Source organism: Sphingomonas qilianensis (assembly GCF_039614825.1).
Classification (GTDB): domain Bacteria; phylum Pseudomonadota; class Alphaproteobacteria; order Sphingomonadales; family Sphingomonadaceae; genus Sphingomonas; species Sphingomonas qilianensis.
Genome location: NZ_JBDIMF010000002.1, coordinates 358,369 through 372,299, shown reverse-complemented (window position 1 = coordinate 372,299; position 13,931 = coordinate 358,369). Strand labels below are relative to the sequence as shown.

Below are 13,931 nucleotides of genomic sequence, written 5' to 3'. Positions count from 1 at the left end.
CCGCACCATGCCGCTTCATCTGACCAAAGTCGCGTTCGGCGCCACCAGCGTCGAGCATCTCGCCGAACGCCTGCTGCTGCGCGGACAGGACGGCCCGGTATTTCTCACCACGCGTTATCTGCCCAAGCGGCATGAAGAAATCGCCGGTCCTAACGTCACCGGAGGTTCCATGTTCTGGATCCTCAAGCACCAGTTGATCGCGCGCTCCCCCATCCTTGGTTTCGGCGAGGCGGAGGGCGGGCGCGTGGCGATCCATATCGATCCTGCGCTGGTGCTGGTGCAGGGCCAGCCCAAACGCGCGCATCAGGGCTGGCGTTATCTCGAGGGTGCCGATGCCCCGGCCGATCTCGGTGTCGGCGCGGAAATCGATGCGGCGATGCCCGCCGGGCTGATCGGCCGGCTATCGGCGCTGGCGCTGCTCTAGCTGGGAAGCGGGCGGCATCATCTCGCCGCAGCTAACCCGCCCCGCGGGCACCCCGCGGATCGTGCAGGCAGGCTTGCCGTACACGGTGATCGCGCCGACCCCGGCCGGGAATATTTCCGCCGTGTAGCGCGCCTGCGCGACCAGCGTGCCATTGCCATCGGTGCGCACCCGCAGATCGCCGGCGATCAACGCGCCCGCCTGCAGCTCGACGGTGCCGTTGGTCGACAGCCGCACCTTGGCAGCGCGCCCGCCCAGCGTCAGGCGCCCCGCCCCGATGGCGCTGGCGACCAGTTGATCGGCATCGACAGCACGCGCCTGGAGCGAGCCGCTACCGGTCAACATCACATCGATGCGCTGGCCCTTGAGCGCCCCATTGATCGTCACGTCGCCGCCGCCGATCAGGCTCGCACTGCGGATCATACCGGTCGACAGGCGGATCAGCGGTGGCGCGGCGCCGCGGCCCGGCATCGCCTGCTCGCCCCAGCCGCTCAGCCCGGCACGCACCACCAGCGTGCTGCCCTCGACGCGGATATCGATCGTGTCGGTCACGCGCGGATCGCCTTCCGCCGTGGCGCGAGGCGATCGGCCGGTGGTCAGCACGACGCGAAACGGACCATCAACGCGCAGCCGATCGAAGCTGCCAACCGAATATTGCCGCTCGGCGGGCGCGGCGAGCGACAGGAGCAGCAGGGCGAGCGGCCGGATCATGCCGCACGGCATTCACCTTCCGCGCGCCCGAAGCAAGATCAGTTACCGCAGCGCACCTCGCCCGATCCCATCTTGCTGGTCGTGCACTCCGCGCCCTTGCCAAGATCGACATCGCCTGAACCGAGAATATTGATCTGCGCCGGTCCGTTCACTTCGGCGCGCACGCTGCCCGAACCGGCGATCGACACCTCGGCGCCTTCCGCCTTGAGCGCTGCGGCATCGACATCGCCCGATCCGGCCAGTTCGACCGACAATTGCTTGGCAGTGCCAGCGGCCTTGGTATTGCCCGATCCGGCAATCTCGAACTTGGCGCTCTGTACGCTGAGCGCGGCGATCGACAGATTGCCCGAGCCGGCGAGCTCACCGGAAAACTCCTGCCCCTCGGCGCGGTCGATGGTGAGATTGCCCGAGCCTGCCAGGCTGGCCTTGGCGATCCGCGGCATGGTCACGTACACGGTGACATTGCGCTTGCTGCCGCCCCAGCTGATGCCATTCGCGCTGCGCCGACCGATCTTCAACGTAGTGCCGTCGCGCTCGATCTTGAGCTTGTCGAGCTCCTCGCTTGGCCCCTCGGCGCGCACCGAGAAACCAGAGCCGACACGCACATCGACATCATCCGATCCGCGCAGTTCGATTGCGCTGAAATCGGTCGCGGCGAAGCTGCGCGTGTTGCCACTGCCCGACGCAGCCAGGCCGGGCGTCGAATCGCCATCCGAGCTGACCGAACATGCCGATAGCGACGCCATGATCAATGCCGAAGCGGCAGCGAAGCCAAATGAGCGCATGACAATCTCCCCCAAGACACTTTACCGTGTATTGTTAGGCTAACACACTCACATTGCCGCTGCAAGACCACGAAAAAGGGCGGCCGTTGCCGACCGCCCTTGGACGTTACGAACAGGATCGCCGTTCAGACGGCAACCTTGTCCTTGTTATGAATGGCGGCTGCCTTGCGCAGGATATCGAGGATTTTCTCCTGGGCAGTTGGCTCGTCGACCTGCTCCATCGCGGCCAGTTCGCGCGCGAGGCGGCTGGTCGCGCCTTCGAAGATCTGGCGCTCGGAATAGCTCTGCTCGGGCTGGTCTTCGGCGCGGAACAGATCGCGGACCACTTCGGCGATCGACACTAGGTCGCCCGAATTGATCTTCGCTTCATATTCCTGCGCGCGCCGCGACCACATGGTGCGCTTGACGCGCGGCTTGCCGGTCAACGTGTCGAGCGCTTCACGCAACGTCTTATCGCTCGACAGCTTGCGCATGCCGACGCTTTCCGCCTTGTTGGTGGGGACCCGGAGCGTCATGCGCTCTTTTTCGAAACGCAGGACATAGAGTTCCAGCTGCATGCCGGCGATTTCCGACTTTTGCAGTTCGATCACACGGCCTACGCCGTGCTTGGGGTAAACGACATAATCGCCGACGTCGAAGGACAGCGCCTTAGCAGCCATTCCGTTGAGCCTTTCCGTGAACTGGTCCCCTGTGGAAGCACTGCGAGGCTTGAACTAGCCGGCGCGGCGCGCGATACGGGGATTGGGGTTTTGGGTACGTCTCCAGATCGGACAACGCGCGAGCGCGCCTTCCGTCTCCATGTCTATAGCAGAGTCGTAATAAAATTACCAGCGGCGCGTCACATAGGGATGTGGACGTGCGCGCTATCCTTACAAAGACGTGCTCGCATCCTTACAAACCAGCACTTCCTGAACACGAAACAGGATCCGTTCCGCCGCTCGGACAATTACGCCTGAGACCCGATGATCCTGAACCAAGTTCAGGACAACGCCGATAGGTAGGCCCGCCAAATGCGGCGGCAGCCGTTGGCCGGATCAGGGGTTTGCCCCGTCCGCCGGCCGCGCCTGCGTCCGTCGGCGCCTATCAGTCCCCCGCGCCCGGCTCTGGCGAAAAGTATTTGTCGAACTTGCCTTCGACGCCCTTGAAGGCATCGGCATCGGCCGGCGTCTGGTTCGCATTGCGCGTCACGTTGGGCCATTGCGCGGAGAAGGTCGTGTTGAGTTCGAGCCATTGCTCAAGCCCCGATTCGGTATCGGGCAGAATCGCCTCGGCCGGGCATTCGGGCTCGCACACGCCACAGTCGATGCACTCGCTGGGATTGATCACCAGCATGTTTTCGCCCTCGTAGAAGCAATCCACCGGGCAGACCTCGACGCAGTCCATATACTTGCACTTGATGCAGGCGTCGGTGACGACATAGGTCATGGTAAGCGTTTCCTGAAGGCGACGAAGCGTGTCTGCTATGCGCGGGCGTGGCGGGCGTCAATCGGATGCGGGGCTTGAAGCGACATTCTGCCCCAACTCGCAATAGCAGGCGCGGGCTTCCGGGGCGGGGCCGCGGCGCGGCGGCAGCGCCTCGATGCGGATCACGCGCACGCGATCGTTGCACAGAAAGGTCAGCACGTTGCCCGGCCGCACCGGCGCGTGCGCCCGATCGATCGCGCGGCCATCGATGCGCAGCCGGGTATGCGTGGCGATGGTCTGCGCGGCGCTGCGCGTCTTGGCCAGCCGCGCGAACCACAGGAAGCGATCGAGCCGCATCGCGCCGGACTCGCCGCGCTCAGCCATGGCGCAGATCGAGCTCGGCCAGCGCGGCAAAGGCATTGTCGCGCGGCGGTGGCACCGCGCGGACCGGCGCACGGCCGCGCCATACCCAACGCGGGGATGCATCTTCCGCGCGGGCGATCTTGAAACCCAGCCCCGCCATCAGCCGCTCAAGCGTGGCGGGATGCACGCCGATCGAGATCGCCAGCGCGGGATCGGGCGCAAACGGCTTGCGCCCGGCGCGCGCATCGTGCGCCGCGCGGGCAATGCGTTCGACCAGATCGACACGCACCGCCTGCAGCGCGATCGCGCGATAGCCTTGCGCCAGATGCGCGCCGGGGGCGGTGCGCGGCAGCACGGTGGCGCCATCCGCCGGCGCGGCCGCAATCGGGGTGCCATGCCGCGCCGCCACTAACGCGCGGCGCCAGCGCGCGGCGGCGGGCTTCATCAGCCGTGGATCGAACAGATCGAGCGCGCCGATCGTCACGCCCAGGCTGCGCAGGCGCTTGCGCGCGGGCTGGTCGAGACCGTCGACCGCGATCTGGTGATCCATCCGCGGCAACAACCCGCCATGATCGACGAGCGCCGCGGCAATCGCGCGCAATGCTGGTCCCGCCGCCGCTTCCCGCGTTGTCGCATCGAGCGCAACCAGGGCGGGCACGTGTCTCGCCATCTGCCGCTCGAGCCAGGCGGTAAGCCGCGCCTTGATCCGCTCGCGCAGCGCGACGTCCAGGCAATCGAGCGCGCGATCGAGCTGGATCTTGGGGCGGGCCAGCGAAGTGCCCTGCTTGAGCGCGGCCACGACGAGCCCGTCCCAAGCCAAGCTCGGTTGCGCGCCTTGGTCGGCCAGCAAGGCCAGCGCCGCATCCTCGGCATTGGCCAGCGCGGTGCCCCGCCGCGCCCGTTCCTCGCCCAACCGGCGCTCGGCGGCGGCAAGCAGCAGCCGTCGATCGGTGGCGCGCGCATCGGGCGCAACGGTGAAGGCGAAACCGTGGAGATGCCCGATGGCGTGATCCTCGACCATCACTTCGCCCTCAGGCCCGATCGTCACCGGCAGGTCATGCGTGTTGGCGCCGATCTGACGCAACAGCATCGTCGTGCGCTTGTCGACGAAGCGCTGCGTCAGGCTGAGATGCAGCGCGTCCGACAGCCGTTCCTCGACCGCGCCGGCGCGCGCTGCCCACAAGGCCGGATCGGCCAGCCAGTCGGCCCGGTTGGCGATATAAGCCCAGCTGCGCGCCGCGGCGATGCGCCCGGCGAGCGTCTCGACATCGCCGGCGACGTTATCCAGCCGCGCGATTTCCTCGGCGAACCAGGTGTGCGGGATATGGCCCTGTGCGTCGCTCAGATAGCCGAACAGCTTGGCCACGAAGCGGGCATGCGGATCGAGCCCGACCTTGCGGAAATCGGGCACGCCGCATGCCGCCCATAGCCGCATGATCATCGCCGGCGCCCGCGCCCGATCGCGCACCCAGCCTTCCTCGGCGAGCCGCTTGAGCACCAGCAGATCGAGCGCCTTGGGCGCCGCGCGCAACTCGCGGGGCGCCGGGCGCACTTCGAGGCTGGCGATCAGATCGTCGATGCTGGAGAAATCGGGCTCGCCATCGCGCCAGAACAGATGATCCAGCTTGGGAAAGCGATGTTCCTCGATCGCCAGCACTTCTTCGGGCGTGAACGCGCCTGGCCCTTCCGCGACCAGCGCGCCGAACGTGCCGTCGCGCTGATGCCGCCCGGCGCGCCCCGCGATCTGCGCCATTTCGGCCACCGTCAGCCGGCGTGTGCGCTGCCCATCGAACTTGTTAAGGCTGGCGAACGCGACATGCGCGACATCCATGTTAAGCCCCATGCCGATGGCATCGGTGGCGACGAGATAATCGACCTCACCGGCCTGAAACATCGCCACCTGCGCGTTGCGCGTGCGCGGGGATAGAGCGCCCATCACCACCGCCGCGCCGCCGCGCAACCGGCGCAGCATTTCGGCCACGGCGTACACTTCCTCGGCCGAGAAGGCGACGATCGCCGAGCGCTTGGGCAGCCGGCTGATCTTCTTCGCGCCAGCATAGCTGAGCGTCGAAAAGCGTGGTCGATTGAGGATGTCGATGCCGGGCACCATCGCCTTCAACATCGGGCGCAACGCCTCGGAACCGAGGATCATCGTCTCCTCGCGTCCCCGCGCGCGCAAGATGCGATCGGTGAAGACGTGGCCACGCTCGCGGTCAGCGCCCAGTTGCGCCTCGTCGATCCCGACAAAGGCCAGATCCTTGGCCAACGGCATGCTTTCCGCGGTACACAGGAACCAGCGCGCATCCTTGGGCACGATCTTCTCTTCGCCGGTGATCAGCGCGACCTGGTTCTTGCCCTTGATCTTGACCACCCGGTCATAGACTTCGCGCGCCAGCAGGCGCAGCGGGAAGCCGATCATGCCGCTCGAATGGCCGCACAGCCGCTCGACCGCGAGATGCGTCTTGCCGGTATTGGTCGGGCCCAGCACCGCGGTGACCGGACGTTCTTGATGGGCGGTCATGTCATTGCCAACATCGGTGCGCAGCCTGCCTCGCGCAACCATAGACTGGCGCTGCCCGTGCCCAACCGCTCGAATCCTTTGTGGTTCCCATGTTGCTGATCGCTTCGTCGTGCGCCGGTACCATCTTGTCCGGAAGCCGCAGCCGGGCGGCGGCGGTTAATTTGACTTTAGCAGGTTGCCCCCACAGTGCTCGCACCTTGCCGAGGGGCTTTCGGCGACAACGATATGGGGCTGCTCGCCTTGTTCTTGCGTACCGATCAAGGAAACGATCAGGCCGGCGGCACGGCCACGGTGTCGTTCGGGCGCGCCGTGGTCCTCCCCACCCGGCTGTCGCGCGTCGATCGCTGGCGCGCGCGCCTTGCCCGCACCGATTGGGCGCCCGATCTCGGATCGCGCATCGGCTCGCGCGACTGGTGGCGTGGCGCCGCCACCTGCACCGCGCTGATCGCCGCCACCTGTTCTTTGGCGCCCGGCTTCGATCGCACGATCACCGGCAAGGTCGCCGCGCCGCTGGCGGGTGCGCAATGGCAAGAGGCGCGCGCGCAATCGATCGCGCCACTCGCCTGGGGCGCGGCTACCGGCCGCAGCATGGCCGCGGGCGATCTCGTCGCGCCGCTCGCGCATACGCCCGAACGTCCAATGATCGAGCTTACTGCGACCTATGGCAAGGGAGACGACTTTACCCGCCTGCTGCAACGCGCTGGCGTGTCGGCCAGCGATGCGTCGCGCGCTGCCGGGCTGGTTGCGGGCGTGGTGCCGCTCGAACAACTGCGCCCAGGGACGCGCATGGACATCATGCTCGGGCGTCGCGCCAACCGCAACGTGCCCCGCCCACTGCAGCGGCTGGATTTCCGCGCGCGCTTTGATCTAAATCTGTCGCTGGCGCGCAGCGGCGATGCACTGGCGATGACGCGGCAGCCGATCGCGATCGACAGCACGCCATTGCGTATCCAGGGACTGGCCGGCGCCAGCCTGTATCGTTCCGCGCGCGCCGCCGGCGCCCCGGCCAAGGCGGTCGAGGCGTATATCAAAGCGATCGCATCGCGCGTGTCGATCGGCGCGGTATCGCCCTCCGACCGCTTCGATTTCGTGCTGCAACAAGCGCGCGCCGCCACTGGCGAAGTGCAGCTCGGGCAATTGATGTTCGCCGGGCTCGATCAAGGCCGCAAGAAGACTCAGCTGGTCAAATGGGACGACGGCACCTGGTACGAGGCCAATGGCCAGACGCAGCGCCGGGGCTTTATGGGCATGCCGGTCAGCGGGCGAGTTACTTCGGGCTTCGGGCTGCGCATGCACCCGCTGCTGCGCTACGCCCGGATGCACAAGGGGCTGGATATCGGCGCGCCTTGGGGCACGCCGATTTATGCCGCAATCGCCGGGGTGGTGCGCATGGCCGGGCGCAATGCGGGTTACGGCAATTTCGTCAAGCTCGATCATGGCGGTGGGGTCGCCAGCGGCTACGGCCATATGAGCCGCATCCTGGTGCGCTCCGGCCAACATGTTGCGCGCGGGCAGCAGATCGGCACCGTCGGATCGACCGGCATGTCGACCGGGCCGCACCTGCACTGGGAAGTGTGGAAAAATGGCGTCGCGGTGAACCCAAAATCAATCAGTCTGGCGAGTATCACCGTGCTGTCCGGCGAGAAATTGCGCGCGTTCAAGGCGCGCGTCGCGATGCTGTTGGCGGTCAAACCCGGCGGACGCTGAGACCCGCGCTACCGCCCCTGCGAGCGCCACTTCTTGATCGTGCGCGCGATAATCTCTTCCTCGCCGCCCGTCTGGTGCCACAGGTTGGAAAACAGCGGATCATCTGACGCCGGGCGCTTATTCTCCTCCAGCCCGTCAAATGACACGCGGATCGGAATCGCCACGCCTTCGCCGCAGATAATGCATTCGCGGTTGCGCAGCGCCGGAATGGCATCGAGGAAACCACGCGCGCCTTCCGGCATGGCCGCGCGGACGAACGCCTGATCGCGATCGTTGTTGAGCCGCATCGCAATGATCGTGCCGCATTGCGACAGCACGCCTTCGGCCAGATCGGACGGGCGCTGCGTGATCAGCCCCAGCGACACGCCATATTTGCGGCCTTCCTTGGCGATGCGCCCGAGAATACGCCCCACCGATGAGGCATCGGCATTGCGCTCATTGGGGATGTAGCGATGCGCCTCCTCGCACACGAGCAGGATCGGGCGTTGCGGCTCGCCGCGACTCCAGATGGCGAAATCGAACACCATGCGGCTGAGCATCGCCACTACCACCGAGGTAATCTCGCTCGGCACGCCCGACACGTCGATGATCGAAATGGGTTTACCGTCGCCCGGCAAGCGGAAAATACGCGCGAGGAAGTCGGCCATGGTATCGGCCACCAGCATACCGGAGAACATGAAGCCGTAGCGCGGATCAGCCTTGATCTCGTCGATCTTGGTCTTGAGCCGCAGATAGGGCGCCGTATCGCCCGCGCGATCCATCTTGCCCATTTCCAGGCTGATCAGGTTGGTCAGATCGCTCAGCAGATACGGGATCGGCGCATCGACGGTAAGCTTGCCGATCTCCTGCCCCAAGCGGCCCTTGGCGCGTGCCATCAGGAGGCATTTGGCGAGAATATCCGAATCGATCTGGTTTTCGGAGCCATCGCTGGTGACGAACACTTCGCAATGTTCCTCGAAGTTCATCAGCCAGTACGGCATCTGCAGATTGCCCACATCGTACAGCGCGCCGTTGGTCTTGAACGCGGCAGAATATTCGCCGTGCGGATCGATCATCACGATGTGGCCCTGCGGCGCGAGCTCACAGATCTTGTGCAGGATCAGCGCCGCGCTGGTCGACTTGCCCGTACCGGTCGAGCCCAGCAACGCGAAATGCTTGCCGAGCATCGCATCGACATACAGTGAGGCGCGGATATCCTTGGTGGGATAGACCGTGCCGATTTCGATATTGGCGCGATCCTCGGCAGCGTAAACCTGCTGCAGATCGGCGGTCGAAACAGGATAGACCGGGCAGCCGGGCACCGGATAGCGTGTCACGCCGCGGCGGAAGCGGTAAAGCTTGCCGGTAAGCTTTTCCTCATCGCCTTCGCCGAGGAAATCGACCTGCGCGGCGATGCGATGCTCGCCGCCGTCAAGCAGCTTGAGCGAGCGGACATTGGCGATCAGCCAGGTGCTGCCGACGCGCATCTTGATCTGGCTGCCGACCGATCCCGCGCTGGCCATCACCGGATCGGCATGATCGACGAGCACCTCCAGCGCCTGCGGATCTAGCATCACCTGGCTGCTCGATCCGGCGATCTCAAGCACCATGCCAATCGGCGCGCCCAGCAGCAGGCCCGCCGGCGCCGACTTCGGCGTGGTGGAGGCAAACGCATCCCGGCCCAACAATTCAGTCATTCGGGGATGGTCCTTTGGGATGCTGCGAGGAAATCCTTGCCCATCAAAGGTAAAGATTGGGTTCGCCGACGTTACAGCCGCCGCGCAACCCACCCCGCCGACCAACCGAACAGGACTGACAGCCCGACCGCGATCAAGCCATAGAGAATCGAATGATTGTCGGCCGCACGCGCGACGAAACGCTCGAAACCGGATTTGCGGATGTCGATATCGCGCGTGGCGGCGGCGAGCACGCGGCCATCGCGGATCAGAAATGTTTCCGCGGTAAAGCGCCCTACCGGAACGCGGGCGGGGATCGAGATACGCGCGCGATACAGCACGCCGTCGGTGATCTCCACCGCGCCCGGCGCCTCGTAATACAGGCCCGACCGGCGCTTGAGATCGACCAGCCCGCGCGCGAAGCGATCCTGCTCGGCCGGCGGGGCACTGCTGGCGGGCGAAAGCTGCAGCGAATCCAGCCCGAGTTCGTAAATCGCCTGTGTGCGCTCATCGACCAATTTCTGGATCGGGCGCGACGAGGCGATGGCGTAAAAGCTCGGGGCCGAGCGATAACTGAGCCGTGCGGCATTGATCCAGATGCCGGCAATCTGCTCCTTCTCACGCATCAGGATCGATTGCACCGGGCCTTTGACCACGATCACTACGTCGGTCGGCTTGGTGTCATCGGGCAGCCGCCCGCCGGGATATAGGATCGCGCCGAACAGCAGCAGCTCTGCGCCGGTGAAACTGTAGGCGATCTCGATATTGCGCTGCGAGACATCGGGCACCAGCACCGGTTTGCGCCCCGGCACGCTCTGGCCCATCAGCAGCGGCGCGAGCAGCAGCGCGCCCCACGCCTTCACGACAATTCCACCGAATAGAGTTCGTCCGGCCGCCAGCCGAGCCCGATAGCCACACGCAGGCACACCAGCAGGACGATCACCGCCAGCGCAAAGCGAAGATATTCGGGCTTCACCTTATTGGCGAATCGCGCGCCGACCTGCGCGCCGACCACCGAGCCGAGCAGCAGCAGCACGGCGAGCACGATGTCCACCGCCTTAGTCGTCATGGCGTGCACCATGGTCGCCGCGGCAGTGACGAACAGCGTCTGGAACAGCGACGTGCCAACCACCACCTGCGTGCCCATGCCGAGCAGGTAGAGCATCGCCGGCACCATCACGAAACCGCCGCCGACGCCGAGCAGGATCGTCAGGATGCCGGTTAAGAAGCCGAGCAGCAACGGCGCGAGCGGCGAGATATACAGGCCCGAGGCATAGAAACGCGTGCGGAACGGCAACGACGCGACCAATGGATGATGCCGCCGCTTGCGCGGGCGCGGCGCAACGCGGCCACGAGTCGCCAGGATCGTGGTCAGCGATTCGCGCGCCATCAGCCCGCCGATCGAGCCCAGCATGACGACATAAAGCAACGCAATCACCGTATCGATCTGCCCGCTCGCCTGCAGCAGGCGGAACAGATAGGCGCCGGCGAAGGAGCCGAGCACGCCGCCCGCAACGAGCACCCCGCCCATTTTGAAATCCACGCCTTGCCGGCGGACATGCGCGAACACGCCCGACACGCTCGCGCCCGTCACCTGGCTCGCGCCCGACGCCGCAGCGACGGTCGGCGGGATGCCATAAACGATCAGCAGCGGCGTGGTGAGAAACCCCCCGCCGACCCCGAACATGCCCGACAACACCCCCACCCCGCCGCCGAGCAGCACGATGACGATCGCGTTGACCGACAGATTGGCAATGGGCAGATAGATGTCCACGACACCCGCGTTACCGCGAAGTGCCGCAGGGCGGAAGCGCCAGCGACCGGCGATCGACCTAGAAATCCGCGCCCAACGTCACCACCGGCCCCGAACCCGGTGCCGCATTGCCGGCCACGCGCTGGCGCCAATCGAGTGAAAGCCGCAGCGGTTGCGGCCCGATCGGTAGCGTGGCTGACAAGGATGGCCCGACATCCAGCCGCCGCGTGCCTTTCTGTGCGGCGCCCCAGCTGCCGCCGCCGAGATCAATCCGCACGCCGCCCAGCGTGGCGATCGGGCGTGCCACGCGTAGCGCGCCATCGGCATAACCTTCGCCGCCATCGCGGGCGATGACGCCGCCCTGCGCATAGGCCTCGAGCCGGAAGCCCGCGGCAAGCGGCGTCGGCCCGACTCCGCCGACCGCCGCCAGCGTCGGCCCGCCACGCCCCTCGCCCAGCGCGATGCGTTGTTCAGCGACGAGCCGCAGCGGCAGCCGGGTCGGTTGCCATTCGACGCCCAGCGCCAGCTCGCGCATGCCGTTGCCGAGCGGCGAGCTCACGCGCGCGGCAAGCGCCAGCCGACGATCCTCGCGCAACGCATAAGCCAGACGCAGTCCGGCTTGTGATCCGCCGAGCTGCGCCGGCGGGATTCCACCGGTGGCGTTGCCGCCGCCGCGCACGAACAGCCAGGCGCTGCCAAACAAGCGGGAGCGCGTGGCGTGTGCGGCAAGCGCCGGCCCGGCGACGGGCAGGCCCGCGATAATGCCGGATTCGTGCGAGGCGGGTTCGTGCAAGGCGGGGACGTGGGTCGCCTGGCGTTGCGGCGGCGCAGGGACGGTCTGGCGCGCTTCAGCTACGGACGTGGATGCAGCGCGCAAATGCGCCGCGGCACCGGCCGGCTCGGCGTGCCGTGACGTTGGCCGGGCAACTGGTGCCCAGGGGGGAACATTTGCAGCAAACGCCACCGGCGGCACCGCCGTCACCGGACGTGCGCGCGCCTGTTGCATGGCAATGTCGGGCGTTATCGGCCACAGCATCGCGGCGCGTATGCCGGTCCAGCCGCCCAGCACCACGATCAGGAAACGCAGCGGCCGGCCAGCGCCAGTCAGCATGTATCGCGCACCACATCATCGGGAAAGACGTGCGCGGTTTTGTCCCAGCGCGGCGGGCTGCCGCGTAGCATGGCAATGTAGCGGACCAGCGCGCGTTGCGCGGCGGCAATGGCGATCAGGTTACCGACGAACAGCCGCACAATCGACCACGCCGCCTGCCTTTTGCCATACACGCGCCCAGTGAACGTGGCGCGCACGGCAAGACGCCATAGAAACAGGCTGGCGTTGATGCTCAGCAATAAGGCGAGCGGCTCGGCCAGCGGCGCGATCGCTTCGCCTGTGGCCAGATGCAGTGCGACGCTCACCAGCCATAGGGCCGCCGCACAATAAGCCGCGGTCAAAACAACAACGGCGAGCGGGGCGCGCCGATCGCGCATTCGCATCCAGTGATCGCGCCAATCACGCCAGCGCGACCAGCCGATGCGATCCCAGCCGGCCAGCGCGATGCCGATCATCCAGCGCGTCTTCTGCCGCACTGCTGTTTCGAGCTTAGAGGGAAAATAGGCGCGTACCGCCACGAGCGGTCCGCCGTTACATTCCGCGACGCGGGCGAACACGCCGGTTCCCCCGAGCGCCGCGATCTGCAGGCCCAATTCGTAATCTTCCGTCAGACTGGCGGCATCGAACGGCGTACCGCCGCGTGCCGCGGCGATCCGTTCGAGGCAAGCGCGCTCGATCGCGCAGCCGACGCCGGCCAGCGGCAATCCCGCCCGCAAGACTTGGCGGACGATCAGCGTCTTGCCGTGGCTTTCGGCGAACTCGTCGGCATAATGACCGGAGACCAATCGCGCGCGCTGGTCGATCAGCGGCAGCACGGGTAGCTGGACGACGCAATGCGGCCCGATTAGCGCATCGAACACGCGCAGCTCGCCCGGATGAACGAGATCTTCGGCATCATGGAGCACCACTGCCTTGGCGCGCCAGCCGTCCGCTGCCTCGTCGCGCAACAATGCGCGCCAGACCGTATTGAGGCAATCCGCCTTGGTCGTCGGCCCGGAGTTGCCGCCAATCACCAGCCGCACCCGCGCGTCGCGCTCGGCTACCGCGCCGACCGCCTGAACCGTCGCCGGATCGTTGGGATAGCAACCGACATACAGCCGGTAATCAGGATGATCGAACCGCGCCAGCGCGGTACGCAACATCGCGCCGATCACCGCGGATTCGTCCCATGCGGCAACAAACACGACAAGCCGGCCGGGATTGGCCGCAACAGGATATTCGCCGAGCGTCGGCAAGGCGGTATTTCGTGAGAGCCGGCGGGCGCCGCGGTGCCACAGATACACCGCGTCCACCGCCAGATCGTCGAGCCCACCGATCAGGAAGCCGATCGCGGCAAACAGCATCGCCTCGCGCGCGATGACATCGACGACAACAATGACGTCCCCCCAGCCGCCCATCGCCTGCCCCCAATGCGAGTCGCGAACAAGCCACTGTTTCGGAAGCGAACCAGACGCGCAAGTATTGCCAACGCGGCGGCAATCGTTGCTACGCCAAAAAAAA

General features: G+C 66.3%; 13 protein-coding genes. 2 read left to right on the top strand and 11 right to left on the bottom strand.

Annotated features, from left to right (window positions below; translation table 11 throughout):
* Positions 1–7 precede the first annotated feature (7 nt).
* Positions 8–424, top strand: a complete 417-nt coding sequence (locus tag ABC969_RS08270; RefSeq protein WP_345864199.1) for a DUF1489 family protein — start codon at positions 8–10, stop codon at positions 422–424.
* On the opposite strand, the gene ABC969_RS08265 is transcribed toward ABC969_RS08270, so the two are convergent.
* From ABC969_RS08265 to ABC969_RS08240, 6 genes are all read right to left on the bottom strand, one after another.
* Positions 401–1,132 (bottom strand): GIN domain-containing protein, encoded by a 732-nt coding sequence (locus ABC969_RS08265; RefSeq protein ID WP_345864198.1) that lies wholly within the window; start codon positions 1,130–1,132, stop codon positions 401–403. The two genes, ABC969_RS08270 and ABC969_RS08265, sit on opposite strands and share 24 nt — an antisense overlap.
* Before the next feature lie 38 nt (positions 1,133–1,170).
* Positions 1,171–1,917, bottom strand: a complete 747-nt coding sequence (locus ABC969_RS08260) for a head GIN domain-containing protein (protein ID WP_345864197.1) — start codon at positions 1,915–1,917, stop codon at positions 1,171–1,173.
* 125 nt (positions 1,918–2,042) lie between these two features.
* Positions 2,043–2,576, bottom strand: coding sequence for a CarD family transcriptional regulator (locus ABC969_RS08255; protein ID WP_345864196.1), 534 nt, complete (start codon positions 2,574–2,576; stop codon positions 2,043–2,045).
* Positions 2,577–3,000: 424 nt separating this feature from the next.
* Positions 3,001–3,342, bottom strand: coding sequence for a ferredoxin FdxA (gene fdxA, locus ABC969_RS08250; RefSeq protein WP_345864195.1), 342 nt, complete (start codon positions 3,340–3,342; stop codon positions 3,001–3,003).
* A 57-nt stretch (positions 3,343–3,399) separates the two neighbouring features.
* A complete protein-coding gene (locus tag ABC969_RS08245) occupies positions 3,400–3,705 on the bottom strand; it encodes an RNA-binding S4 domain-containing protein (protein ID WP_345864194.1) in 306 nt (101 codons plus the stop codon).
* Positions 3,698–6,205, bottom strand: coding sequence for a helicase-related protein (locus ABC969_RS08240; RefSeq protein ID WP_345864193.1), 2,508 nt, complete (start codon positions 6,203–6,205; stop codon positions 3,698–3,700). Before ABC969_RS08240 ends, ABC969_RS08245 begins: the two co-directional genes overlap by 8 nt.
* A gap of 225 nt (positions 6,206–6,430) precedes the next feature.
* Between ABC969_RS08240 and ABC969_RS08235 the strand changes: the two genes are divergently transcribed.
* Positions 6,431–7,912, top strand: coding sequence for a M23 family metallopeptidase (locus tag ABC969_RS08235; RefSeq protein WP_345864192.1), 1,482 nt, complete (start codon positions 6,431–6,433; stop codon positions 7,910–7,912).
* A gap of 8 nt (positions 7,913–7,920) precedes the next feature.
* Here ABC969_RS08235 and ABC969_RS08230 read toward each other — a convergent pair whose 3' ends face one another.
* The 5 genes from ABC969_RS08230 to ABC969_RS08210 form a co-directional block, all read right to left on the bottom strand.
* Positions 7,921–9,588 (bottom strand): ATP-binding protein, encoded by a 1,668-nt coding sequence (locus ABC969_RS08230; protein ID WP_345864191.1) that lies wholly within the window; start codon positions 9,586–9,588, stop codon positions 7,921–7,923.
* 71 nt (positions 9,589–9,659) lie between these two features.
* Positions 9,660–10,391 (bottom strand): TIGR02186 family protein, encoded by a 732-nt coding sequence (locus tag ABC969_RS08225; protein ID WP_345864313.1) that lies wholly within the window; start codon positions 10,389–10,391, stop codon positions 9,660–9,662.
* A 35-nt stretch (positions 10,392–10,426) separates the two neighbouring features.
* Complete coding sequence (locus tag ABC969_RS08220; RefSeq protein ID WP_345864190.1) at positions 10,427–11,341, bottom strand: sulfite exporter TauE/SafE family protein; 915 nt, start codon at positions 11,339–11,341, stop codon at positions 10,427–10,429.
* 58 nt (positions 11,342–11,399) lie between these two features.
* Complete coding sequence (locus ABC969_RS08215; RefSeq protein WP_345864189.1) at positions 11,400–12,431, bottom strand: hypothetical protein; 1,032 nt, start codon at positions 12,429–12,431, stop codon at positions 11,400–11,402.
* Entirely contained in the window at positions 12,425–13,828 is a 1,404-nt protein-coding gene (locus tag ABC969_RS08210; RefSeq protein ID WP_345864188.1) for a glycosyl transferase family protein, read from the bottom strand. The genes ABC969_RS08215 and ABC969_RS08210 overlap by 7 nt, the downstream gene beginning before the upstream one ends.
* Positions 13,829–13,931 lie beyond the last annotated feature (103 nt).